This window comes from Bradyrhizobium sp. C-145, from assembly GCF_023375135.1.
GTDB classification, from domain to species: domain Bacteria; phylum Pseudomonadota; class Alphaproteobacteria; order Rhizobiales; family Xanthobacteraceae; genus Bradyrhizobium; species Bradyrhizobium zhanjiangense.
Genome location: NZ_CP088150.1, coordinates 807,787 through 832,871 on the forward strand (window position 1 = coordinate 807,787; position 25,085 = coordinate 832,871).

Annotated in this window: 24 protein-coding genes; 11 read left to right on the forward strand and 13 right to left on the reverse strand. The window is 64.5% G+C overall.

Annotation, left to right across the window (positions count from 1 at the left end; all coding sequences use genetic code 11):
• Positions 1-82 precede the first annotated feature (82 nt).
• From LRP30_RS03770 to LRP30_RS03780, 3 genes are all read left to right on the forward strand, one after another.
• Entirely contained in the window at positions 83-508 is a 426-nt protein-coding gene (locus LRP30_RS03770; protein WP_128947176.1) for an acyl-CoA thioesterase, read from the forward strand.
• A gap of 3 nt (positions 509-511) precedes the next feature.
• Positions 512-979 carry a PaaI family thioesterase gene (locus tag LRP30_RS03775; protein WP_249759407.1) on the forward strand — a complete coding sequence of 156 codons (468 nt, stop codon included), beginning with the start codon at positions 512-514 and terminating at the stop codon, positions 977-979.
• A 98-nt stretch (positions 980-1,077) separates the two neighbouring features.
• Positions 1,078-1,737: a DsbA family protein gene (locus LRP30_RS03780; protein WP_249759408.1), complete on the forward strand. Its 660-nt coding sequence runs from the start codon at positions 1,078-1,080 to the stop codon at positions 1,735-1,737.
• A gap of 179 nt (positions 1,738-1,916) precedes the next feature.
• Here the strand turns inward: LRP30_RS03780 and LRP30_RS03785 are convergent, their stop codons facing one another.
• From LRP30_RS03785 to LRP30_RS03795, 3 genes are all read right to left on the reverse strand, one after another.
• Positions 1,917-2,123 (reverse strand): hypothetical protein, encoded by a 207-nt coding sequence (locus tag LRP30_RS03785; protein ID WP_018316294.1) that lies wholly within the window; start codon positions 2,121-2,123, stop codon positions 1,917-1,919.
• A gap of 82 nt (positions 2,124-2,205) precedes the next feature.
• Positions 2,206-3,276 (reverse strand): phospholipase, encoded by a 1,071-nt coding sequence (locus LRP30_RS03790; RefSeq protein ID WP_249759409.1) that lies wholly within the window; start codon positions 3,274-3,276, stop codon positions 2,206-2,208.
• Between the two features lie 23 nt (positions 3,277-3,299).
• Entirely contained in the window at positions 3,300-4,271 is a 972-nt protein-coding gene (locus LRP30_RS03795; protein ID WP_128931185.1) for a S1C family serine protease, read from the reverse strand.
• Between the two features lie 287 nt (positions 4,272-4,558).
• On the opposite strand from LRP30_RS03795, the gene LRP30_RS03800 reads away from it, so the two are divergent.
• From LRP30_RS03800 to LRP30_RS03825, 6 genes are all read left to right on the forward strand, one after another.
• A complete protein-coding gene (locus tag LRP30_RS03800; RefSeq protein ID WP_128947172.1) occupies positions 4,559-5,977 on the forward strand; it encodes a M20 family metallopeptidase in 1,419 nt (472 codons plus the stop codon).
• Positions 5,978-6,239: 262 nt separating this feature from the next.
• Entirely contained in the window at positions 6,240-8,030 is a 1,791-nt protein-coding gene (locus LRP30_RS03805; RefSeq protein ID WP_128942314.1) for a peptide ABC transporter substrate-binding protein, read from the forward strand.
• 30 nt (positions 8,031-8,060) lie between these two features.
• Positions 8,061-9,020: an ABC transporter permease gene (locus LRP30_RS03810; protein ID WP_091891317.1), complete on the forward strand. Its 960-nt coding sequence runs from the start codon at positions 8,061-8,063 to the stop codon at positions 9,018-9,020.
• Positions 8,986-9,903 (forward strand): ABC transporter permease, encoded by a 918-nt coding sequence (locus LRP30_RS03815; protein WP_128931188.1) that lies wholly within the window; start codon positions 8,986-8,988, stop codon positions 9,901-9,903. The genes LRP30_RS03810 and LRP30_RS03815 overlap by 35 nt, the downstream gene beginning before the upstream one ends.
• Positions 9,903-10,898: an ABC transporter ATP-binding protein gene (locus LRP30_RS03820; protein WP_249759410.1), complete on the forward strand. Its 996-nt coding sequence runs from the start codon at positions 9,903-9,905 to the stop codon at positions 10,896-10,898. Before LRP30_RS03815 ends, LRP30_RS03820 begins: the two co-directional genes overlap by 1 nt.
• Entirely contained in the window at positions 10,895-11,863 is a 969-nt protein-coding gene (locus LRP30_RS03825; protein ID WP_128931190.1) for a dipeptide ABC transporter ATP-binding protein, read from the forward strand. The genes LRP30_RS03820 and LRP30_RS03825 overlap by 4 nt, the downstream gene beginning before the upstream one ends.
• Before the next feature lie 22 nt (positions 11,864-11,885).
• On the opposite strand, the gene LRP30_RS03830 is transcribed toward LRP30_RS03825, so the two are convergent.
• The 9 genes from LRP30_RS03830 to LRP30_RS03870 form a co-directional block, all read right to left on the reverse strand.
• Complete coding sequence (locus LRP30_RS03830) at positions 11,886-12,533, reverse strand: HAD family phosphatase (protein ID WP_249759411.1); 648 nt, start codon at positions 12,531-12,533, stop codon at positions 11,886-11,888.
• Between the two features lie 111 nt (positions 12,534-12,644).
• Complete coding sequence (locus LRP30_RS03835; protein WP_249759412.1) at positions 12,645-14,549, reverse strand: sensor domain-containing diguanylate cyclase; 1,905 nt, start codon at positions 14,547-14,549, stop codon at positions 12,645-12,647.
• Positions 14,550-14,729: 180 nt separating this feature from the next.
• Entirely contained in the window at positions 14,730-14,951 is a 222-nt protein-coding gene (locus LRP30_RS03840) for a dodecin (protein ID WP_128931193.1), read from the reverse strand.
• 109 nt (positions 14,952-15,060) lie between these two features.
• Positions 15,061-16,317 (reverse strand): glycosyltransferase family 87 protein, encoded by a 1,257-nt coding sequence (locus LRP30_RS03845; protein ID WP_249759413.1) that lies wholly within the window; start codon positions 16,315-16,317, stop codon positions 15,061-15,063.
• Positions 16,318-16,587: 270 nt separating this feature from the next.
• Complete coding sequence (locus LRP30_RS03850) at positions 16,588-17,145, reverse strand: HNH endonuclease (protein WP_128931195.1); 558 nt, start codon at positions 17,143-17,145, stop codon at positions 16,588-16,590.
• Positions 17,146-17,357: 212 nt separating this feature from the next.
• Positions 17,358-18,335, reverse strand: coding sequence for a peptidyl-alpha-hydroxyglycine alpha-amidating lyase family protein (locus LRP30_RS03855; protein ID WP_249759414.1), 978 nt, complete (start codon positions 18,333-18,335; stop codon positions 17,358-17,360).
• A gap of 227 nt (positions 18,336-18,562) precedes the next feature.
• Positions 18,563-20,077: an acyl-CoA synthetase gene (locus LRP30_RS03860; protein ID WP_249759415.1), complete on the reverse strand. Its 1,515-nt coding sequence runs from the start codon at positions 20,075-20,077 to the stop codon at positions 18,563-18,565.
• A gap of 15 nt (positions 20,078-20,092) precedes the next feature.
• Positions 20,093-21,277: an ABC transporter substrate-binding protein gene (locus tag LRP30_RS03865; protein ID WP_249759416.1), complete on the reverse strand. Its 1,185-nt coding sequence runs from the start codon at positions 21,275-21,277 to the stop codon at positions 20,093-20,095.
• Between the two features lie 36 nt (positions 21,278-21,313).
• A complete protein-coding gene (locus LRP30_RS03870; protein WP_249761692.1) occupies positions 21,314-22,288 on the reverse strand; it encodes a nitronate monooxygenase family protein in 975 nt (324 codons plus the stop codon).
• A gap of 177 nt (positions 22,289-22,465) precedes the next feature.
• Here LRP30_RS03870 and LRP30_RS03875 point away from each other — a divergent pair, with 177 nt between their 5' ends.
• Entirely contained in the window at positions 22,466-23,353 is an 888-nt protein-coding gene (locus tag LRP30_RS03875; RefSeq protein ID WP_249759417.1) for a LysR family transcriptional regulator, read from the forward strand.
• Here the strand turns inward: LRP30_RS03875 and LRP30_RS03880 are convergent.
• Positions 23,350-24,003 (reverse strand): DNA-3-methyladenine glycosylase 2 family protein, encoded by a 654-nt coding sequence (locus tag LRP30_RS03880; RefSeq protein ID WP_249759418.1) that lies wholly within the window; start codon positions 24,001-24,003, stop codon positions 23,350-23,352. The genes LRP30_RS03875 and LRP30_RS03880 overlap by 4 nt on opposite strands.
• Positions 24,004-24,182: 179 nt before the next feature.
• Here LRP30_RS03880 and gluQRS point away from each other — a divergent pair, with 179 nt between their 5' ends.
• Positions 24,183-25,052 carry a tRNA glutamyl-Q(34) synthetase GluQRS gene (gluQRS, locus tag LRP30_RS03885; RefSeq protein ID WP_249759419.1) on the forward strand — a complete coding sequence of 290 codons (870 nt, stop codon included), beginning with the start codon at positions 24,183-24,185 and terminating at the stop codon, positions 25,050-25,052.
• Positions 25,053-25,085 lie beyond the last annotated feature (33 nt).

Genomic DNA, 25,085 nt, shown 5'->3' on the forward strand with positions numbered 1-25,085 from the left:
CGTATTGCTAGCGCGACGAAGCTCTGATACGCTACCGTATCAATCCGCAAAGGCGGAAGAAAAGGACAGGGAGCGAATTGCGATGGAGGAGGCGACCTATCGCGGCACGGTCTATCCGTGGCAATGCGATCATGTCGGCCACATGAACATCATGTGGTATGTCGGCAAGTTCGACGAGGCCAACTGGAATCTGTTCGCCCGGCTCGGACTGACGCCGAGCTATCTGCGCAGCTCGGGCCGCGGCATGGCCGCGGTGCAGCAGAACATCGCCTACAAGCGCGAGCTGCTCGCCGGCGACATCGTCGAGATCCGCAGCTATCTGCTTGAAGTTCGCGACAAGTCGATCCGCTTCCGGCATGACATGATGAATGCGGAGACCGGCGAATTCGCGGCGACCTGCGAGATCACCGGCGTGCACATGGATCGCCAATTACGGAAGTCCGTACCGTTCACCGATGCCATCCGAGAGATCGCCATGAAGCACCTTTCCGTGCCGGCGGAGGCGTGAACCATGGTCGCATTCGAGCCGAAAAACCCCGCGGCGGCCATGGCGATGTTCGCGGCCCAGCCGGCAATGCACACGCTCGGCATCTCGATTGTCCATCTCGCCCCGGGCGAGGTGGAGCTGGCGATGCTGCATTCGGCTGCCTTCACGCAGCAGAACGGGTTTGTCCATGCCGGTATCATCACCGCAGGCCTGGACAATGCCTGCGGCGTCGCCGCTTTCACTCTGATGCCGCGTGAAGCGGACATCCTCACCGTCGAGTTCAAGACCACGCTGCTCGCACCTGCTCGCGGTGCGCGCTTTGTCTTCAGGGCCGAGGTAGTCAAACCCGGCCGCACGCTGACCTTCTGCGAGGCCAGGGCCTTTGCCGAGCACCAGGGCAAGACGACGCTGATCGCTTCCATGACCGGCACGCTGATGGCGATGCTGCCACGCGCTGCGGCTCCGCCAGCGCCGGCCGCGATCCGCGCATAGCATGGCGATGACATCGCGCCCGCGACGCTCTATATCAGCCGTAACAATTCCCGGTCCCGAATCGTATTTGCAGCGATGGGACCGAAACGGGACGAGATATGGCTGGATCTGGGAATAAGGGCCTTGTGGCGACGCGGCGCGCGGCGTTGACGCTGATCGGGGCGGGTACCTTGGCGGCGGGCGGGATCACTTTCGCGCGCGCCGCCGCCGATGACGACGAGGTGCTGACCGAAACCAAGGTGCTGCGCGATCCCGACACGCCGGTTGCCGGCAATCCCGACGGCAACATCACCATCGTCGAATGGTCCGACTACAATTGTCCCTATTGCCGCAAGCTCGAGCCCGAGCTGCGCCAAGTCGTCCAGGACGACGGCAAGGTGCGGCTGGTGATGAAGGATTGGCCGATCCTCGGGCCGGTCTCGGTCACGGCGGCGCGGACCGCGCTCGCGGCGAAATTCCAGGGCAAGTACCATCAGGCCCACGACGCCATGATGGGCGTCAGCTCGCGCCTGACCGAGCCGCGCATCAACGAGCTTCTCGCTGGCGCAGGCGTCGACATGGACCGCCTGAAGCGCGATCTCGCCGGCCATGCCAAGGACATCGACGCCATTCTCAAGCGCAACAATGAGCAAGCTGAAGCCTTTGGCTTCCGCGGCACGCCGTCCTTCATTGTCGGCAAGTACCGCGTACCGGGCGTGCTGAGCATGAACGAGTTCGAGCAGGTCATTGCCGACGCACGCAAGGCCAAGATGAACTGAGCCGAGCGCTAAAGCATGATCCGGAAAAGTGCGCAGCGGTTTTCCGAAAAGATCATGCTCAAACAATAACCTAGAGCGCGATGACAATTCATCCTAATCTCATCGCGCTTTAGTCATCACGCAACACAAAGGCGCCGCCGCGGAGTTCGCGACGGCGCCTTGCTCATGATGCGGCGTCGCTACTTCGACGAGATCCGGACCCAGTCCTTGTGCGCTCGGTCGCGCAGCGCGTCCCAATCGGCCTTGGCGACATCCCAGTTCACGATGGTGCGATTGGTGGTCGCGACCTCGCCATTGGCGACCGACGACGTCTGCATGGAATCATAGACGTAAACGCCGCCCGCGAGCAGCAGTGCGCCCAGGATCATTCCAAAAAAAGTCTGCATAGCGAACCTCCGGTGACCGGCGATAACGTCGGCCCGGAGCAATGGTTCCCGCGGCAGTACGGCACAGATAAGGACGGATCGTTCATGTCCCATTCAGCCATTGCAGCAGCTCCGCGTTGATTTCGCGCGGATAGGTGTGACTGAGGTCGTCGATCTCCCGATAGGTGACGTCGGCGCCAGCGGCAGAGAGCGCCGCCTGCGTCTGCCGCGCGGTCTGCACCGGAAACATCCAGTCGAGCCTGCCGTGGGTGATGAAGACCGGCAGGCGCTGGAGGCGCGCGGCGTCCGCCATCTCCGCCATCAGCGGATGGAAAGTCGCCGACACCGGCGCAAGATGCGTGAATGGTGAGGCGCCGTCGAGGCCGGTGACGTAGCAGAAGGTGCCGCCGTCGCTCATGCCGGTCAGCAGCATTCGCGAGGCATCGACCGTCCATCGGCCGCGCACGGTCTCGAGGATGCGCATGAGATTGGGCGTGTCGCCATCGTCGCCCATCAGCGCCCAGGTCGGGCCGGTTGCCGTCGGCGCCACCAGGATTGAGCCAAGGCTGCGCGCATCGCGCAACCAGCTCCACAGGAAACCGCGCCCGTTGCCGCTGCCGCCATGCAGCGCCATCACCAGCGGCATGGCGCGATCGGACATGTAATATTCGGGCACATAGACCGAGAAGCCGCCGCGGCTGCCGGGCTCGTTGTGATCGTGGAAGATGCCGGTATTTTCGCTCGCGCCGACTTCGAGCCGCGACAACAGGTCGGCATTTTCGCGATTGGCAGCGTTGAGAAAGAAGCTGCTCACCGGGGGAAACTGCAGGGCCAGCGGATAGAGCGCCTCCTGTGCGCGCGGCAGGTGGCGCAGCGCGCGGAACACCGCGACGAGGTCGCCATTGCCACGCTCGACCTCGCGAATGCCGGCAAAGGCGGCGAGCGTCTCGTCGCAGGCGCGATCGAGCCGACCGCGTAGGCCGGTGAACTGCTCCGGCCAGTCGCCAATCGCTGCCTGCGCCGCTTGCAGCGCCTCGTCAGGCGCGCCGATCGCGTTCATCACCGACGCGAAGGCCGGCGGGTGCAGATGCCGCTGGAAGAAGCCGAGCGCCTCCAGCGCGTTGAGCAGCGGCGGCAGCACGGCCACGATGTCGTCCACCACGGCCTCGGTCATCGCGGCTTCCTCAAGCTTTTGGGTCAGTGCAGCTTCGGCGCCTTCAAAAGCTTGAAGCGATCGGTCGAGGTCACTGTGACGTCGAAGGTGACGCCTTCGTGATGCACGGTGAGCGGCACGTCGACGCCGGCGGCGCCGAGCGCCCACATCTTCTTGTAGAAACCGGTCTGGCTCGTGACCTTGTCGCCGTCCACGGCGAGGATGACATCGCCGGTCTTGAGCTCGGCGCGCGCGGCCGGACCGTTGGCGGAGATCCCGATCACCACCACGCGGTTGTCGATCTCGGTCGAGTAGAGCCCGAGCCAGGGCCGTGCCGGCTTGTTGACGCGGCCGAACTTGCGCAGGTCGTCGAGGATCGGCTTCAAGAGGTCGATCGGCACGATCATGTTGACATGCTCGGCCTTGCCGTCGCGTTCGCGCTCGAGTTGGAGCGAGCCGATGCCGATCAACTCGCCGCGTTCGTTGAGAAGCGCGGTGCCGCCCCAATTCGGATGTGCGGGATAGGTAAAGATGGCCTCATCCAGCAGATATTCCCAATAGCCGGCGAATTCCTGCTTGGCCACGATCTGGCTCGCAACCGAGCGCGTGCGGCCGCCGGCGCCGCCGACCACGACGCGGTCGCCGATCCGCGTTTCCGCCGAGGTGCCGAGCGGCAGAGGTTCGACGTCGAGCTGGCCGAGCGCCTGTACGAGGCCGAAGCCGGTGACGGAATCGAAGCCGAGCGCATGCCCTTCGACCACACGCCCGTCGGCGAGGTGCAGCCATACGGATTCCGCCTCGGTGATGAGGTAGCCGATGGTGAGCACCAGCCCGTCGTCGATCACGACGCCGTTGCCGGCGCGTTCGGTGCCCAACGTCTCGGCGCTGAAGGCGTCCGGCGGGATGATGGCGTGCAGGCCGACGACGGAGCCGAGCGCGCGGTCGAGATCGAAACCATAATCGCTCGCACGCGGCTGATTGGCCGGCGGCACTCTCCATTCGGTCAGGGTGGGCATGGAGTTCTCCTGGCTGAGAGCATCGCTCCGCCGTGACCGGCGGAACGAGGCGCGAAGCACGCATAATTTAGGCCGGAGGACGCCGTCTTGAAAGCCTCGTTCCCAACTATTCCAGAGAACGCCGCGTGAAATCTTCGAAAGGCTTAGCGACGGTTCGTGCACAGACGGCGGGCGTCACTTCGATCCGGCCGCCGCCGCATGGCTGGTGTCCGGCGAGATGCTAGGCGGCGTGCAACGAAGCTGCTAACCATTGCCGCTTCGTTTGACCAGGGATCACGGATCGAAGCATGGATAACCGCAGCGACATCTGGCGTGGCGTCGACACGATCAAGGCGCGTTTCATCGACCTCAGCGACAAGGTCTGGGGCACGCCCGAGGTGTGCTACACCGAGGCGCGATCAGCCGCCGAGCATCTCGCCGAGCTGCGCCATCAGGGTTTCCGCATCACCGAGAACGTCGCCGGCATCCCGACTGCGCTGATGGGCGAGTGGGGCGAGGGCGGTCCGGTCATCGCCTTCATGGGTGAATATGACGCGCTGCCGGGATTGAGCCAGGAGGCGGGTGTCGCCGAGCACCGTCCGATCGAGACCGGTGGCCATGGCCATGGCTGCGGTCACAATCTGCTCGGTTCCGCCGCGCTGCTCGCCGCGACCGCGGTGAAGGACTGGCTCGCCGAGAACAAGGTGCCGGGCCGCGTGCGCTATTACGGGTGCCCTGCGGAAGAGGGTGGCGCGGCAAAGGCCTTCATGGTGCGCTCCGGTGCGTTCGAAGATGCCGATATCGCCATCACCTGGCATCCGCACAGCTTCTGGGAGGTGGCGGTGACGCCGTCGCTCGCCAACACGCGCGCGGATTTCATCTTCACCGGCCGCACATCGCATGCGGCGGCCTCGCCGCATCTCGGCCGCTCTGCGCTCGACGCGGTGGAATTGATGAACGTCGGCGTCAACTACATGCGTGAGCACATGCCGAGCGACGCGCGCGTGCACTATGCCTTGCTCGACACCGGCGGCATCGCGCCCAACGTGGTGCAGGCCCATGCGCGCGTGCGCTATTCGATCCGTGCCCGCGATCTTCCCGGCATGAACGAGCTGGTCGAGCGCGTGTCCAAGATCGCGCAAGGCGCGGCGCTGATGACCGAGACCAAGGTGGAAATGAAGATCATCTCCGCGGTCTCCAACATCCTGCCGAACACGCCGCTGGAACAGGCGCTGCACCGGGTGATGGAAGAGCTAGGACCGCCGCATTTCGACGACGCGGACAAGAGCTTTGCCGGCCAGATCCGTGCAACGCTGAGCGACAAGGACATCTCGTCGGTCTACTACGCGATCGGCATGGAGCCGACCGATCGGCCGCTGGCCGACTTCCTGGTGCCGCTCGATGCCAAGCGCAACCCGCTGGTCGGCTCGACCGATGTGGGCGACGTGAGCTGGGTGGTCCCGACCGTGCAGGTCCACGCACCGACGGTTGCAATTGGCACGCCCTTCCACACCTGGCAGGTGGTCGCGCAAGGCAAGAGCCCGCATGCACACAAGGCCATGGTGCAGGCGGCCAAGGCGATGGCCGGGCTCGGCATCAAGGCGCTGACGGAACCGGAGCTGATCAAGTCTGCCAAGGCGGATCTTCAGAAGCGGACGGCCAAGACGCCTTACGTTTGTCCGTTGCCGGACCACGTCGCGCCGCCGCTCGATATGTCCGTGGCGTAGAATTTCGCCTCGATACTTCGTCTGATCCGGCGAACAAATTTTCCGCAGTGCAGCGCGCAATCCAGCATGTTTTGATGCTGGATTGCCGAACGGATGGGCTCACGGAACGCCGTTTTGCCCAACAGGCAGCCAGAAGACCGTTTGCACACACACGGTCCCAGTTGACGTCCACCCCATTCGGTGTGCCATCTACTGCCAGCCAAATAGGCGGCCGCACTTCACGGCCGCCTTCATCACTATGGAAACCAGACGGGGGACAACCATGCTGGATAAAGAACTGCGTTCGATGATCGGCCAGGTGAAGGACGGGCGGATGGATCGCCGCGCCTTCATCCAGCGCCTGGCTGCCGTGGGCCTGACCGCACCGCTGGCCAACCAGATCCTCGCGCTCGGCGGTGTCGCCATGGCCGAGGGCGCCTCGACCTACAAGCCGACCAAGCGCGGCGGTGGCGGCGCATTGAAGCTGTTGTGGTGGCAGGGTCCGACCTTGCTCAATCCGCATTTCGCCACCGGCACCAAGGATCAGGACGGTTCGCGCCTGTTCTACGAGCCGCTCGCCTGCTGGGATCCGGACGGCAACATGAAGCTCGTTCTGGCGTCCGAAATTCCCTCGACCCAGAACGGCCTGCTGGCCGCCGACGGCAAGTCGGTGACGTGGAAGCTGAAGCCCGGCGTGAAATGGCACGACGGCAAGCCGTTCTCGGCGGACGACGTCGTCTTCACCTGGGAATACATCATCGATCCGGCGACCGCCGCCGTCACCGTGGCGACCTACCGCGACATCACGGTCGAGAAGGTGGATGACCTCACGGTTCGCCTCACCTTCAAGAAGCCGACGCCGTTCTGGGCGGACGCCTTTGTCGGTGCAACCGGACAGATTCTGCCCAAGCACCTGTTCGCCGAGTACAAGGGCTCCAAGTCTCGCGAAGCGCCGAACAACCTCGCGCCCGTCGGTACCGGCCCCTACAAGTTCCTCGAGTTCAAGCCCGGCGACCTGATCCGCGGCGAGATCAACAAAGACTATCACATGCCGAACCGGCCCTATTTCGACACGCTCGAGATGAAGGGCGGTGGCGACGCTGTGTCGGCCGCACGCGCGGTGATCCAGACCGGCGAGTATGATTTCGGTTGGAACATCCAGGTCGAGGACGACGTCCTCCTGCGCCTGGAGAAGGGCGGCAAGGGCAAGACCATCTATGCCGTGGGTGGCGACACCGAGTTCATCGCGCTCAATTTCACCGATCCCAACACCGAGGTCGACGGCGAACGCTCCTCGATGAAGACCAAGCATCCGTTGTTCTCCGACCCCGCCGTGCGCAAGGCGCTGTCGCTGCTGGTGGATCGCGAGTCCATCAAGAAGGCCATCTATGGCCGCGCCGGCCGCACCACCGCGAACTTCCTCAATGGCCCCGAAAAGTTCGTCTCCAAGAACACCTCATGGGAGTTCAGCATCGAGAAGGCCTCGAAGATCCTGGACGATGCAGGCTGGAAGCCGGGCGCGGACGGCATCCGCGAGAAGGATGGCAAGAAGCTGAAGCTGCTCTACCAGACCTCGATCAACGGCCCGCGCCAGAAGACCCAGGCGATCGTCAAGCAGGCCTGTCAGAAGGCTGGCATCGACGTCGAGCTGAAGTCGGTCGTGGCCTCGGTGTTCTTCTCGTCGGACGTCGCCAATCCCGACACCTATGCGAAGTTCTACGCCGACATCGAGATGTTCCAGATCCCGATGAGCCAGCCGGACCCGGCCCAGCACATGCGCCGCTATCATTCGAGCAACGTGGCGACGAAGGAGAACAAGTGGCAGGGCACCAACTTCCCGCGCTATGTCAACAAGGAGTATGACACCACCATCGACTCCGCCGACGGCGAGATGGATCCGGTTAAGCGCGCGGCGCTCTACATCAAGGCCAACGACCTCCTGTTCCAGGACACCGTGTTCATTCCGGCGCAGCACCGGCTCAAGGTGGAGGCGGCCTCGAACACGCTGCGCCCGGTGATCTCCGGCTGGGCCAACGAAACCGACAATCTGTTCGACTGGTACCGCGAGGAATGATCCCCCAACTCTAGACGGGGCCTTTCCCTCATGAGCCAATACGTCCTGCGTCGCCTGCTGATCGCGATTCCGAGCCTGCTCGGAATCTCGGTCGTGCTGTTCGTCGTGCTCGCGCTCGCGCCCGGCGATCCGTTCTCCGAGCTGGCGACCAATCCGAACGTGCCGCCCGAAGTGCAGGCGGCGCTTCGGGCCAAGTTCGGCCTCGATGATCCGATTCACCTCCGCTACCTGCACTGGCTCAACGCCATGCTGCACGGCGACTGGGGCTTCTCCTTCGTCAGCCGGATGAACGTCGACACGCTGATCCTCCAGCGCCTGCCGGCCACCCTCTACGTGATCGGCTCGGCGCAGATCCTGGCGCTCCTGATCGCAATCCCCGTCGGGGTCTATGCCGCGACCAAGCCGTATTCGTTGTTCGACCAGATCGCGAATACGCTCGCCTTCGTCGGCTTCTCGCTGCCGACCTTCTTCACCGGCATCCTGTTCATCCTGATCTTTTCGGTCACGCTGGACTGGTTGCCTTTCGTCTATACGACCGACATCAAGGCGACCGGCATCCGCTGGGTGCTGGAAATGATCAGGCAGGCGATCATGCCGGTGGCGGTGCTCGGCCTGTTCCAGGCGGCGTCGATGACGCGTTTCGTGCGCTCGGCGATGCTCGACGTGATCCGGCTCGACTACGTCACCACGGCGCGTGCCAAGGGCCTTGGCCAAGCCAAGGTCATCATCAAGCACGTGATGCGCAACGCCATGATCCCGGTCGTGACGCTGATTGCATTGCAGATGCCCGCGGTGTTCGGCGGCGCCATCGTCACCGAGCAGATCTTCCGCATCCCCGGCATCGGCTCGCTGCTGATCTCCTCCATCCTTTCCAACGACACGCCGGTGGTGATGGCCGTCACCTTCGTCTTCGCGTGCCTCGTCGTGCTGTTCAATCTCATCGCGGACGTGCTCTATGGCTGGCTTGACCCTCGCATCTCCCTCCGCTGAGCGGGGCGTCTACTCGCCCTGGCGCGAGACGTGGCGGCGCTACAGCCGCCACAGACTCGCCGTGATCAGCGCCTTCCTGCTCCTGATCCTGGTGCTGGCGGTGGTGATCGGCCCGTTCATCTGGCGCATCAAGATCAACGACATCGACATCATCGCAGGCATGCAGGGCCCATCGCTCGCCCATCCCTTCGGTACCGACGATCTCGGCCAGGACATCCTGGCGCGCATGATCTATGGCGGGCGGATCTCGCTCGCGGTCGGGCTCGCCGCCATGCTGGTTTCGGTGTTTATCGGCACGCTGATCGGCGCGCTCGCCGGCATGTCGCGCGGCGCGCTCGGACACGGCCTGATGTGGCTCACCGACCTCTTCCTGTCGCTGCCGCAACTGCCGCTGCTGCTGCTGCTCATCTATCTCTTCCGCGACGGGCTGAAGCAGTTGTTCGGACCCGAGGGCGGCATCTTCATCCTGATCGTGCTCGTGATCGGAGGCCTTCGCTGGATGCCGGTGGCGCGCCTGGTGCGTGCGCAGTTCCTGTCGATCCGTGAGAAGGAGTTCGTCGAAGCCGCGCGCGCGCTCGGCGCCAGTCCGGTGCGACAGGTGGTGCGCCACATCCTGCCCAATGCGGTCGGCCCGGTGATCATCGCCGGTACCATCGACGTCGCCGCTGCGATCATCGCGGAATCGACGCTGTCCTTCCTCGGCCTCGGCTTCCCGCCGGATACCCCGACCTGGGGCCGGCTGCTGTTCGATGCCAAGGACTTTCTCGACATCGGTCCGCACTGGGCGCTGTTTCCGGGCGGCGCGATCTTCATCGCGGTGGTCGCCATCAACTTCATCGGTGACGGCCTGCGTGACGCGCTCGATGCGCGACGGGTGATCTGATGGCTCCGCTGCTCGAAATCAAGGGCCTGAAAACCCACTTCTCCACCGACGACGGCATCCTCCAGGCCGTCGACGGCGTCGACATCTCCATCAACAGGGGCGAGACGCTCTGCGTCGTCGGCGAGTCCGGCTGCGGCAAGACCGTGACGGCGATGTCGATCCTGAAGCTGATCGCGATGCCGCCGGGCCGGATCGCGGCGGGCCAGATCATCTTCGAGGGCCGTGATCTCGTGCCGCTGACGAGCAATCAGCTCGACGAGATCAGGGCCAAGGAGATCGGCTTCATCTTCCAGGAGCCGATGACCTCGCTCAATCCGGTGCTGACGATCGGCGAGCAGATCGCCGAGAGCCTACGCCGGCATGAAGCGGTGACCAAGAAGCAGGCGCTCGAGCGCACCATCGAGATGCTGAAGCTGGTGCAGATCCCCAATGCCGAAGGCCGCGTGCACAACTATCCGCACCAGTTCTCCGGCGGCATGCGCCAGCGCGTGATGATCGCGATGGCGCTCGCCTGCAAGCCTAAGTTGATCATCGCCGACGAGCCCACCACCGCGCTCGACGTCACCATCCAGGCGCAGATCCTCGACCTGCTCCAGGACATGAAGGACCGCTTCGGCATGGCGGTGATGCTGATCACCCATGCAATGGGCGTCGTCGCCGAGACCGCGCAGCGTGTTGTCGTGATGTATGCCGGCAAGGTGGTGGAGGAGGCGTTGGTCGACGACCTCTTCGGCGATCCCCGCCATCCCTATACGCAAGGGTTGATCCGCTCGATTCCCCGCATCGACCTCGACAGCGAGCACAAGACGCGGCTGGAGGCGATCGGCGGCTCGGTGCCGATCCTGATCAATCCGCCGGTCGGCTGCCGCTTTGCCCCGCGCTGCAAGTTTGCCATGAAGGTCTGCACCGAGAAGGAGCCGCTGCTGCGCGAGATCGCGCCCGGCCACCGCATGGCCTGTCATCTGGGAGATACTAATTTGGGAGACGCGGCATGAGCGAGCCCTTGCTCCGCGTCAGCGGCCTGAAGAAACATTTCCCTGTGCTCGGCGGCCTGTTGTCGCGCCAGGTCGGCACCGTCTATGCGGTCGACGGCGTGTCGTTCTCGGTCAATCGCGGCGAGACGCTTGGTCTCGTCGGCGAGTCCGGCTGCGGCAAGTCGACGACGGGACGCTGCGTGCTGCGCCTGATCGAGCCGACCGACGGCGAGGTCACCTTCGACGGCCAGGATGTGCGCAAGCTCGGCGGCAACGATCTGCGCGCGATGCGGCGGAACATGCAGCTGGTGTTCCAGGATCCGTTCGCCTCGCTCAATCCGCGCATGACGGTCGGCGCGATCCTCGGCGAGGCCTTCACCATCCACAATCTCGCCTCATCCGCGAAAGAGCGCGAGGAGCGCGTCGCGGCTCTCCTGGTCAAGGTCGGGCTCAAGGCCGAGCACATGCGGCGCTATCCGCATGAATTCTCCGGCGGCCAGCGCCAGCGCATCGTGATCGCGCGCGCGCTCGCTGTCGAACCGAAACTGATCGTCTGCGACGAGCCGGTCTCCGCGCTCGACGTGTCGATCCAGGCGCAGGTGATTAATCTCCTGGAAGATCTCCAGGCCGAGCTGAACCTCACCTATCTGTTCGTCGCGCACGATCTCTCTGTGGTCGAACACATCTCCGACCGCGTCGCGGTGATGTATCTCGGCCGCATCGTCGAGCTGGCGAAGGCGAGCGACCTCTACCGCAACCCGCAGCATCCCTACACCAGGGCGCTCCTATCCGCGGTGCCGGTGCCCGATCCCAAGCTCAAGCGCGAACGCATCCGCCTCAAGGGCGACGTGCCGAGCCCGATGAAGCCGCCATCCGGCTGCCACTTCCACACGCGCTGTCCGATCGCCCAGCCGCGCTGCGCGGAAAGCGCGCCGGAGCTGAGAGAAGGGGCGGGCGGGCATTTTGTCTCGTGCCATCTGGCTTGATGCCGGCGGAATGCGGCGCGGATCATTCGTGAAGCAGGCCGAGCTCCGAAAGGGCCTGCCTGAAGCTCTCCACTGACGTGTGGTGATGCGCGAAGAGACCCGCCTCGCGTGCGCCGGCGACGTTGGCCATGAGATCGTCGACGAACAGGGCGGTCTCCGGCCTGACGTTGAGCTCCGACAGACAGAGGCGGTAGCAGCGCGGGTCCGGCTTCGCGGTCTTGAACTGGGCTGAGGTGTAGATTCGGGAGCCGAACAGCGGGCGCAAGTCCGGTAGCAGCGTGTCGATATGATCAGCGACCAGCGTGGTGTTGTTGGTCAGGACGGCAATGTCGACGGTCTTACGCAAGCTGCCGGCAATCTCCAGCATCGCGCCTTTGGCCTGCATTGAACGGCGCCGCGCCTCGACCCATTCGTCGAGCGAGAGCGGATAGCCGATGCGCTCGCCGAAGCCCCGCAAATAGTCGGCGGCATCGAGAGCGCCGCAATCGCCAAGCAGCTCGAATCCGCTGTCCCAGACCGCCTTGTGGATGAACTCGCTGGTCGATCCCGCAAGCTCCGCCAGACATGCGACGCGTTTTCCCCTGTCGTAGTCGCACAGGACATTGTCCATGTCGAAGAGGACGAGCTTGATCCCATTAGTCACGGCAGCACTCTCGGAGTGGCCGGACATCCGGCCGTGATCCGAGTCATATCCTGTCCGAACCAGGGCGACAAACGCGGAGCAGAAACCAGCCCATGCGAGGCCCGACGTCGGCGAGTTTCGAGGGCGAAATCTCCGACGTCACGCGCTCTTCGCGGGCCAGGGGACCACCTGTCCCGACATCACCAGCCGGTCACGGCCGCTGTCCTTGGCGGCGTAGAGAGCGCGGTCGGCGGCAGCGACCAGCGTGCTGCAGTCCATCGTGGTCTGGGACGGAAGAGCAGCCGCGCCGCCGACGCTCGCAGTCACCAGCCGGGAAGGCGGATTCTGCGCGTGCAGCATGGCGAGATCGAGCAGCGCATGGCGGATTCCTTCGCCGACCTCGGCGCAACCATCCGGGCCGGTGTTCGGCAACAGCACCGCGAATTCCTCGCCGCCGTAGCGCGCCGCGAGGTCAGCCGGACGTCTCGCGTAGGTGGACAGGATCCGGCCGAGCGCGCGCAGGCAGGCGTCGCCCGCCAGATGTCCGTAATGGTCGTTGAACTTCTTGAAATGATCGACATCGATCAGCAGCAACGAGAGCTGCGTGCCGTCGCGCCGGGCACGCGCCCATTCGTCGGCAAGGCGTTCGTCGAATGCGCGCCGGTTGGCGAGACCGGTGAGGCCGTCGGTCGTTGCCAGCGAGGCGAGCTTGTCCTGAAGGTCCTTCTGCTCGGTCATGTCGCGCACCACCGCGACGACGCCGTCGATCGCGCCGCTGTCCGACGCCAGCGTCACGTGCAGCGCCGCCTCGGCCCAGATCTCGCCCTTGTCGCGATGATGCTGGCGATAGACGAACCGCGCCTCCTCGGCCTCGCCGTTCCTCAGCGCGGTGATGGCCTGCCGGACCCGTTCCATGTCGTCCGCGTGAATGCCGGCGAGCGCCGACGTGCCCAGCAATTCCTGGGCGGACCAGCCGGTGATGCGCGCGCATGAGGGAGAGACGTAGAGCACCCGGTTGTCCAGTCCGATCCGGGTCACCATGTCGCTGGATTGCTCGGCCAGCAGGCGGAAATTTGCTTCCTCGGCGACCAAGGCCTGGGCCATGCGCTGCCGCTGCACCAGCTGACGGACCAGGTAGGAGCCGATCAATGCGATCAGCACAACGAGGCCGAGGACGAAGGTCATGCGTGTGGTCGCTGCGCGCCGCCAGGAGGCCAGCACGTCGTCTTGCGACTTGCTCGCCAGCACCATCAGGGGATAGCGGCTGCTGCGCTGATAGTAGCTCAGCCGGTCCACGCCATCGATCGGCGACCTAAAATAGTAGACCGCCCCGGCGGGGCGGCTTTTCCAACTTCTGAACAAGGGCGCATTGGACAGGTCGCGTCCGACGAAGGCGCCGCTCTCGTCGCGACTGCGCGCCAGCATGGTGCCGCTATTGTTGAGCAGCGAGGCCGAGCCGTTCGGCCCGAAGTCGAAGCGCTCGTAGAATTTGACGAAATAGCTGACGTCGATCGTGAGCAGGGCAACGCCGGCGAAGCCGCCGTCGGAATCGTTGATCCGGCGGGACACGGTGATAATCCATTGGCCGCCGGCTTTGCTCTTGACGGGCGGTCCGATCAGCGTGCCCGTCGCCGGCGAGTCGCGATGGTGACGGAAATAGTCGCGGTCGCTGTTGTTGAGCTTGGAGAAGTCGAGGTGTTCAGTCGCGGCAAGCCACCGGCCGGTCGCGTCGTAGACGAAGATGCCGCGGATGCGGTCTGATGATTTGCGTGTCGGCAGATAGGCCTGGAGTTTCGCAATCGCATCCGGACCCGTCCCGTCGATTTCGAGCCGGTGAACCAGCCCGACCAGGATCGTATCGGCGAGTTCGAACGTATCGTCCGCGTGCTGGATCAGCGAATGCGCCAGATTGGTGACGTCGATCTCGGCGGTCCTGAGATCGGCATTGCGCGCCTCCCATTCGCGCCAGGCGCTCAAGCCGAGGATCTCAACGCAAATCAGCACGATGAATCCCGCGGCCCAGAGCGGAAGGCGCGTCTTGCCGAGTTCGCGGCTCGTCACCATCAGGCTTGCTCCATTTCGGAGCAAACCTCTCACTTTGGCCTTAACGGCCTATTGCAACTTCTGCGATGATTTTGTGCGTCCGTATTCAACCGGAGGGGGTTGACGATATCTTGATTGACTCTCCTCGGCGGTTGTTAACCACCTTGCCGCAGCGCGACAGCTTCATCCGCGTCCGCTGCGTCATCCCTCCAGCGTGAAGCCGACGCGCAGCGTCACTTGATAGTGACGGACAGTGCCGTTCTCGATGTGACCCCGTGTCTGCACCACCTCAAACCATTTCATCTCGCGAATGGTCTTGGCGGCGCGGCCGATCGCGTTCTTGATCGCATCGTCGATCGACGTCTCGGATGATCCGACCAGTTCCAGGATCTTGTAGACGTGATCATGTTCGGCTGTGGGCATGATGAGCCTCCCTCGGTTGCGCCGCGGCACGGCGCAGCGTGCGCTCTCATCTGAACGAGCGCCGGCCGGTCCGGTTCCGTCCTGCGCGATGGTGTCACGCTCGGGTAGGCTATTCCGCGGCCTGCGTCACGATGGGGGCAGGCTGCAGTCCACGCCACAGCAGCCGCAGCAACATGGCCAACAGCGCCATCATCGCGAAGCCTCCGAGCGAAGGCGTAAACTTGTCATCCAGATCCGCTTCATTGCCGAACTGCGCCGCGAGCCTTGCCGATTGCAGCATTCCATAGGCGCCGGCAAGCAGGATCAGCCCGTAGACGAAGCTGCGCTCGCGCACGTTTGCCACTTGTGCCAGGTCGGGGAGCATCAACGCGAGGCCAATCCCGATGATCGGCAGGTCATAGTCATAGGCGTACGGGCTGATCATCACCGAGACCATGGCGACGACACCGAGCGCAAACGAGGGCGACATTCTGCGCGCCGCTCCAAGCCAGAGGGCAAGCACGATCACAGACAAGGCGAGGCTCGCCGCAGCTGCCTGTGCCCAGAAGGCAATGCTCGGGGGTACGCCGGCCCGACTGAGCGCAGCGTAGGTTGAGACCATTCGGAACAGCGGATAAAAGCCGCGGTCGAGGAAGATCGCAGATTCCCTGATTGCGCCTAGCCATGCGGCCCAAATCTGCCATCCGAACACTAGCGTGCAGACGAGCGAGCTTGCGAGCACGACTGCTGCGGCGGTTGCAAGCGCCGTCCAGCGGCGCGTCGCAAGCATGTAGAGGCCCGCGGCGATAGCCAGATGTGGCTTGATCACCATTGCTCCGAGCGCAAGACCAGCGGTGATCTGGCGCCGCTCCACGTTGAGGCAAACGATGCCGATCAGGGCGCCGGTGAGAAAGCCATTCTGGCCGCAGCCGACCGTGATCGCCAGCGCGGGAAACAGCACGACCAAGATGTGCGCGAAATTGTTGCGGGCGATGGCCCGAATCGTCAGGAGATAGGCAGTGAGCGTCGCGGTGATAAACAGCAGATAGGCGATGCCGGCCGGCAGGAGCGCAAAGGGAGCCACCAGCAGGTCGAATTGCGGCGGATAAGTCCAGGGCATGAAGCTGGTCGAACCGTTGAACGCCTGCTGAAGCTGGACCAGCGTCTCGAACCGGTAGACGAGATCAAGCTGACCATGCCAGATCTGCCGCGCAACGAGGTAGAAGGCGTCGAAATCGGACAGTTCGCGGACTTGCCAGGCGCTCCAGCGGCCGAACCTGAACGTCTTGAACAGCACCATCACCGCGAGCGTCGCGAGCACGAAGCGGACATAAATCGTTCGCTTCGACGGTGAGGATTGAACCGCTTCCAGCGTTTCGGCAAACATTGGTGACGACCTCGAACCTGACAGATCGCGGCCTGGCACGCGGTTCCGCGGATCCCGGCCAAACTGCCACCAGAGGTTTAAGGGACGGTAACGACTGCTACAGAATTTGCGTCAGCATGGCCCCGGAAGAGCAGCTGATAGCCCATGTATGGAGCAGCTGCGGGGATAGGGATGTGCGGTGGCCGTCGTCGCGGTGCGTGGACAGGAATACGCCGCGGGTAAATTAGTTCGCACTCGATACGACAATCGCCTTCAGCACCCGAAATGCCCTTACGGATCCAGCTCGGTATCCCAGTAAAGATAGTCCAGCCAGCTGTCGTGCAGATAGTTCGGCGGAAATAGGCGGCCGTTGCGGTGGAGCTGGTGCACGGTCGGCGCGAACGCGTTCTGGCGCGGAAACATTTTTGCTTGCGCTGGCGTGAGATTGCCTTTGCGCAGATTGCAGGGCGAGCACGCCGCGACCACGTTCTCCCAGGTGGTCTGGCCGCCTTTGCTGCGCGGGATGATGTGATCGAAGGTGAGGTCTTCGGGCGAGCCGCAATATTGGCAATTGAAGCGGTCGCGGAGGAAGACGTTGAAACGGGTGAAGGCGGGATGGGTGGTCGGCTTGACGAAGGATTTGAGCGAAACCACGCTCGGCAGTTGCATCTCTAACGTCGGACTTCGAACCGCCTGGTCGTAATGCGCGACGATGTTGACGCGGTCGAGGAACACCGCCTTGATCGCGTCCTGCCACGACCACAGAGACAGTGGGTAGTAACTCAGCGGCCGGAAGTCCGCATTCAGCACCAACACCGGCCAACTGCCTTGCGAGACATGTGCGTTCAAGTAACGCTCCCGGCCTCCAATATACGCTGCGAAGCAGCATGTACTGACATACTACATGCAGCGTGACGGGATTGTGAAGCCCGTTGAGCGACTTATTCAGTCGCGAGCAATGCGGCGGCGGGGTGGCAAAGGCGCCCAAAAAGCCGCGATTCCGGGCAGGGCCATGCGGCAGGCCTGGAACCGCCTTCCCGGTGCGTTGCGCCTACCTTAGCTTACTCGCGCACCCGCTCGAGCTTTTGCAGGCACCGAGTCGTGCGCACCGCGGCCGGCATCTCCTCGTCCGGAAAGCTCGTCTTCCAGTCGGTGACGCCGACCTCGCCGACATAGATGTCGCCCTTCGAATCCAGCGCGATGCCGTGGGGCGCCAGGAATTTGCCGCTGGCGACGCCCGGACCTTCCTCGCCGCCGAGCCGGGCAATACGCTTGCCTTTGGCGTCCACGATCGACAGTCGCGGCCCGAGATTGGGCACCTTGCGGTTGACGGCCATGCCGGGGCCGAGCTCGCCGATCACGAAGGTCGGGCTCTTAGCCCCGCCGCAGCAGCATAGCGCGCAGGGGCGGTGCAGGTTGTTCCACTGCGTCTCGTACTTGCCCTCGCCGTTGAACACCTGCACGCGGTGGTTCTCGCGGTCGGCGACGTAAACCCAGCCGTCGGCGTCGGTGGCAATATTGTGCACGATATTGAACTGCCCGGGATCGGTGCCGGGCTCGCCCCAGCTCTTAAGCAGCTTGCCGTCAGGCGTGAACTTGTGCACGCGCGCATTGCCATAGCCGTCGGAGACGTAGATCTCGCCCTTCGGCGACAGCGCGGTGTGGGTGCAGCGATGGAAGGGATCGCCGCTCATGAACGGCGCCGGCTTTTCGGGGATACCGATCGTCAGCAGCACCTTGCCGTCAGTGGTGCATTTGCGCACCGTGTGGTCGCCGTCATCGGTGCAATAGAGATTGTCGTCGGCGTCGATGTGCAGGCCGTGCGCGCGCGAGAACAGGCCTTCGCCGAAACTGCGCAAAAAGTTGCCCTCGCGGTCCAGCACCACCATCGGATGGGCACCGCGGTTGAAGACGTAGATCTGGTCCTTGCTGTCGACCGCGACGGAGGCGACGTCGGTGAGCTGCCAGCCGTCCGGCAGTTTTGCGAAATTTTCGACGACGCGGTAGCGGTGCTCGCCGGTGCCGAGAATGGCTGGCATGTGTATCTTCCCTCAATTCCCGAGTGGGGGTGCGATGCAGTCCCCACGTTGTCATTGCGAGCGCGGCGAAGCAATCCAGAATCCCTCCGCGGAGACAGCCTGGATTGCTTCGCTGCGCGGCACAGATCCCGAAAGTGTGCAGCGGTTTTCCGAAGCGATCATGCTTCGAAATGAGCTGACGCTATACTGGTTCGGCTGACGTCAAAAGCGTTTTACCCGGAGTGCCGTCAACTGTGGTTTGCCCAATAAGGATCGCGCAGCTTGCGCTTGAAGATCTTTCCGGTCGCCTCACGGGGCAACGCGTCCAGGAATTGGACCTCCTTCGGCACCTTGAAGTTGGCCAATCGCTCGCGCAGAAAAGCCCGCACGCCCGCGGCCGTGAGCTGCGCACCGGACTCCGGCTCGACGCAGGCGCACAGCCGCTCGCCAAATTCGGCGTCGGGAATGCCGAACACGGCGCAGTCGCGCACCCCTCGCATTGCGATCAGCACGCTCTCGATCTCGGCGGGATAGATGTTGACGCCGCCCGAGATCACCATGTCGCGCTTGCGGTCGCACAGGAACAGATAGCCGTCTTCGTCGAGATAGCCGACGTCGCCGACGCTGACGAGGCCGTCGCGTCCGGCTTCGGCGCGGGCCTGCGCCTTGCCGTGATAGTCGAAGTCCGGCACCGCCGTTTGGCGCATGTAGATCTCGCCGACCTCATTGACGTCGCAAAGGCTGCCGTCATCGCGAAAAATCTTGACGATGCCGCCTTCAATGGCGCGGCCCACCGTGCCGGGCTTTTTCAGCGCCTCCTCGGCCGAGTGCCAGACCGGGATGCCCGTCTCGGTCGAGCCGAAATATTCGTTGATGACCGGTCCCCACCAATCGATCATGGCGCGCTTGACCTCGGGCGGGCAGGGCGCGGCGCCATGCACGACGAAGCGCAGCGACGACAGGTCGTAGTGCTGCCTGACGGCTTCGGACAGGCGCAACAGGCGGACGAACATGGTCGGCACCATGTGGATATGCGTCACACGGTAGCGCTCGATCAGCGCCAGCAACTCCTCGGCGTCGAACCGCGCCTGGAGCACGATGGTGCAGCCGTTGCGGAAGGCCATCATGCCGTAGGAATGCGGCGCCGAGTGATACATCGGGCCGTTGATCAGCACGACCTGGTCCTCGCGCGGCTTGATGCCGTAGGCGATCGCGCCGACGCGCTCGGAGGCGGCCGCCTGTTCCGGCTGCATCGGCATGCGCCGCACGCCCTTCGGCATGCCCGTGGTCCCCGACGTGTAGATCATCGCCGCGGCACGGCGCGGCGGCTCCTGCATTTCCGGATGGCTGTCCCGCCAGCCGTCCCAATCGGTCAGTCCGGCCGGGACCTCGGTCAGCTCATGGGAAATGGCGAAGGTCGTCGCCAGCTCGGGCGGCGTCGCGACGACGAGCAGGCGGACGTCCTCGGGCAAGCCGGCGCGGATCTGCGGCAGCAGGTCGGCGTGGCAGACCAGGATCTTCGCACCGCTATCCGTCAGGATATAGCGGACCTCCTCGGCTTTCAGGTGCCAGTTGATCGGTACCACGGGGCTGCCGAGCGCGGCCGAAGCCGCGACCACCTCGAACAGAGCGAAATCGTTACGCAGCATCATGGCGACCGGCGCGCCTTCGGCAAGGCCGAGGGCGCGAAGCCCGCTCGCCGCGCGTCTGATGCGCGCCTGGATCTCGTCGTTGCCGATCTGGCGCTCACCGCTGATGATCATTGTGTGTCCTCGAGTCTAGCGATCGTCCAGCACGTCACCGAACCCTACCCAGCTCTTGCCATTGAAGCGCCGGAGCTGAAGCTGCTGGAACGGCAGGTAGTCGTCGGGGCCGGTGGTGACGGACATGCCCGGCAGCAGCAGCGGCAGCTTCACCTCCTTCAGCGAGGCCGCCTGGCGCATGATGTTGTCGCGGCTTAAATCATCCTTGCACGCCTTCAGCACGGTCATCAGCAGCGTCGCATAGTGGTAGCCGGCTGCGTAGTTGGAATTGGAGAGATCCGCGTTCGGCATGTATTGCTTCATGAAGGAGAAATATTCCTTCACGCCGGGATCGCTGGCCCATTGCGGGTCCATCGTGTCCTTCTGGTTGCTCGACGAGATCAGGCCGACGGCGTTGTCGAGCCCGGCGGGCTCCAGGAACGAGATCGACGAGGCTGAGGTCGGCACGAAGAACAGCTCGGGCTTCCAGCCGATCTCAGCCACGCCCTTGATCATCTGCGAGGTGAACTTGCCGAGCACGACGCCGAACAGCACGTCGGCGCCCGACGCCTTCAGGGTCGAGAGCTGCGAGCTGATCGTCGGCGCGCTGGTCTCATAGGTCTGCTCCGCAACGATCATGCTGGCGGCCTTGGCGCCGAGCGCGCGTTTGAAGCCCGCGACATAGTCGCGGCCGAAATCGTCGTTCTGGGACAGGATGGCGATCTTGGCGTCGGGCTTGGTCCGCAGCACGTGCTTGGCATAGACCACGCCCTCGGACTCGTAGGCGGCCATGCCGGGCATGGTCCACGGATATTTCTGCGGATCGGCCCATTTCGTCGCGCCCGAGAGCACGAACAGCTGCGGGACTTTCTTGCCGTTGAGATAGCGCTGCACGGCGCTGTTGGTGGCGGTGCCGAGCGAGCCGAACATCATCAGCACTTCGTCCTGTTCCACCAGCTTGCGGGTCTGCTCGACTGTTTTCGGCGGCGAGTAGGCGTCGTCCAGCGTGATGAACGTGACTTTGCGGCCGTTGATGCCGCCCTCGGCATTGACCTTCTCGAAGAAGGCCTCCTGCGTCCGCCCGATCGCGCCGAAGCCGGAGGCCGGACCGCTATAGGGCAGGGTTTGTCCGATGCGGATCTCGCCGCTGCCTTCGGCATGGGCGCGGCCGCTGGCGAGCGCCAGCAGGGACAGGCCGATCAGTGCGGCTGCCAGCTTCATGATGTCCTCCCGCTCTTTCTTGCCCGGTCCGAGACGTCAGGCGCTCACACGCATCAGGAAATTCTGGCGGGCCTGATCGAATTCACTCTTCATGCGGTCGACGAGCTCCGCGACGGGAGGGACATCGGTGATCTGTCCGATGCCCTGGCCCGATCCCCAGATGTCGCGCCACGCTTTCGATTTCATGTTGCCGCCGGAGCCAAAGTTCATCTTCGATTTGTCGGCGACCGGGAGATTGTCCGGGTCGAGCCCGGCGGCAGCGATCGAAGGGCCGAGATAGTTGCCGTGCACGCCGGTGAACAGGTTGGTGTAGACGATGTCGTGCGCGGCGTGCTGCGTCAGCGCCGACTTGTAGGCTTCGTCGGCATTGGCTTCCCTCGTGGCGATGAAGCGCGTGCCCATATAGGCGAGGTCGGCGCCCAGCGTCAGCGCGGAGGCGATGCCAAAGCCGTCGCTGATCGCGCCCGACAACAGAATCGCGCCATCAAACCATTGCTTGACCTCGCGCACCAGCGCGAAGGGCGACAGCGTGCCGGCATGTCCGCCGGCACCGGCGCAGACCAGGATCAGGCCGTCGACGCCCTGCTCGGCGGCTTTGCGTGCATGCTTGACGTTGATGACGTCGTGGAACACCAGCCCGCCATAGGAGTGCGCGGCCTTGACGATCTCCGCCGGCGGCCGCAGCGAGGTGATGATGATGGGCGCCTTGTGCTTGACGCAGGTCTCCATGTCCTTCATCAGCCGGTCGTTGGAGGCATGGCAGATCTGGTTGACGGCGTAGGGCGCGACCTTCTTGCCGGGATTGCGCGATCTGTATTCGCCGAGCTCGTCCTCGATCCGGCTCAGCCACTCGTCGAGCTGCTCGGCCGGACGGGCATTGAGCGCGGGAAACGAGCCGACGACGCCTGCCTTGCATTGGGCGATCACCAGCTCCGGGCCGGAGACGATGAAGAGGGGCGAGCCGACGACGGGCAGCTCGAGTGAATCCTTCAAGACAGTGGGCAGCGCCATCATGTCCTCCTGAAACGCGGCACCGCCGGCGGGCGGATGACGAGGCGTTTCCATGTTGATTGTGCCCGGGCGGATTGGCGCCCGTGTTGCAGATTTGATCCCATTATAAGGTTGGACGGCGCGGCCCGGCGGTTCAATAATGAACGGATGACCCTTTAGATTTGAACAAGGCTGCCGATGGACTGGGACCTTTGCAAGACCTTCGTTGCGGTCGCCGATACCGGCAGCTTCACCGCCGCCGCCCGCAGGCTGCACACCAGCCATCCAACCGTCAGCCGCAACATCGCGGCGCTGGAAGCCCAGCTCGGCACGCGGCTGGTGGCGCGCGCCGCCGACGGCCTGGCGCTGACCGCGGATGGAAGGACGTTGCGCGAGCACGCCGAGGCGATGGCAGCTGCGGCGCTACGGGCCGAGACCGCCGTTGCGGCGAAGGGACACAAGGCGCGCGGTATCGTCAAGCTATCGATCGGCGCGACGCTGGCCTCGCATTGGCTGATGCCGCGCTTGCCTGCCTTCCTGCGTGCGCACGATCATATCCAGCTCGAGATCATCACCCATCCGTTTCCGGCAAGCGTGCGCCGGCGTGAGGCGGACGTGGTATTGCGGCCTGTCGACAGCGGCGAGGAAAACCTGGTTGGCCGCAAGATCGGCCGTCTCGGCACGGGATTCTATGCCTCCCGCGATTATGCCGCCGGGCGGTCACTGCCTGAACGGCGCGGCGAGTGGAAGGAGCACAGCGTCATCGGCTTCGCCGACCAGACGTCCAATGCGCAGCTTGCGCGCTGGAGCGACGTCGTCACGCGGCAGGCGAGGGTGGTGATGCGCTGCTCCTCCCAGGGGGACATGCTGGCGGCGGTCCGCGCCGGGATCGGAATCTCGGCACTGTCGTGCTTCGTCGCCGAAGCCTATTCCGAGCTCGTGCGCGTCGCCCCGCAGAAGCTCGCCAGCGTCGCGGATCTGTGGCTGCTGGCCCATCCCGACCTTGTCGAGCTGCCGGCGGTGCGCGCCGTGGTCGATTTCGTCGCCGAATGCGCCCGGGCCGACCGCGCGCGGCTACGGGGCTAGCCCGCCCCCGCGAGCACGCCCTCGCGCTTCTTCACCGCACGATAGTAGCTCCACCACAGATGCGCCGCCGCGCCGCGCAGCGGACGCCAGGGCTCGGCGAGCGGCGCCATCTGCTTCTCCGTCGGCCGCGTCTTCAGGCCGAGACCAAGCTTGATCCCCTCCTGCACGGCGAGGTCGCCGGCCGGCCAGGCGTCGCCATGACCCAGGCAAAACAGCAGATAGACGTCGGCCGTCCAGGGGCCGATGCCGGGCAGCGAGATCAGCGTGTGATGCGCGGCGTCGGCATCCTCTTCGGCGAGAACCTCGAGGTTCAGCCGTTGCGCCGTGATCTCGCGCGCAAGGTGTTTCAGCGTCTTGATCTTGGCGGCGGACAGGCCGAGCCGCCCCAGCCGGTCGGTGCGGGCGCGGCGGACAGCCTCATGGTCGAACGGATCGAGGGCGGCGGCCAGCCGCCCCCAGATCGCCGCCGCGCTCGCCGTCGAGAGCTGCTGCCCGCACACGATATGGGCGAGCCCCGCAAAACCCGGCTCGCGCCGCCGCAAGGCCGGCATGCCGGCGATTTCCAGCACGGGCTTGAGGCGCGGGTCGCGCTTGATCAGCGCATGGACGGCCTCTTCGAGATCGGACTGGGATTCGAGGTGGATGGTCATTGCTTGCTCAACTCGTCATGCGCGGGCTTGCCGTCTCTGCTAAAGCTACGCTGGCCCAATACCGTAAAGCCCGCCGAAGCCTTCGGCGTAGGCGGGACCCGCGCATCCATCTCCTAACGAGAGTCCTGGAAGATGGATTGCCGGGTCAAGCCCGGCAATGACGAATACACCGAGAACTCATGCCACCCGTTTTCCGATTTGCCCCAAGCCCGAACGGCTTCCTGCATCTCGGCCACGCCTATTCCGCGCTGCTGAACTTCGAACGTGCACGCGAGACCGGCGGGCGGCTGTTGCTGCGGATCGAGGACATCGACGCGACGCGCTGCCGGCCGGACTATGAGACGGCGATCTACGAGGATCTCGCCTGGCTCGGGATTTCCTGGGAAACACCGGCGCGGCGACAGTCCGAGCATCTTGCCGACTATCGTGCCGCGCTGGACAAGCTCTCTGCGCTCGGTCTCGTCTATCCGGCCTTTGAAAGCCGCGCCGAGATCGCAGGGCTCATAGCCGCGCGCGAGGTGGATGGGCCGTGGCCGCGCGATCCCGACGGCGCGCCACTTTATCCCGGCGACGCCAAGTCGCTGTCGGCCGGCGAGCGCGAGCGGCTGATGACATCCGGCGCGCCTTACGCGCTGCGGCTCGACATGGCGGCTGCCTGTCGGCGCGTCGCCGGCCTAACTTGGAACGAACTCGGCGCGGGGCCGGATGGCGAGCGCGGCATCGTGTCGGCGCGACCGGAAGCCTGGGGCGACGTGATACTCGCCCGCAAGGAGACGCCGACCAGCTATCATCTGTCCGTGGTGGTCGACGACGCCCACCAGGGCGTCAGCGAGATCGTGCGGGGCCAGGACCTGTTTCACGCCACATCGGTACACCGCCTGCTGCAGATCCTGCTTGGCCTGCCGGAACCGGCTTATCGCCACCACGCTCTGATCCGCGACGGCGAGGGGCGGAAGCTGTCGAAATCGAGCCGCTCGACCGGCCTGCGGGAATTGCGCGCCGCCGGTGCCACGCCGGCCGGCATCCGTCGATCGGTGGGATTAGGTTAAGTTTCTCTGGGGGTTAGCCAAACGCCGCCGTGA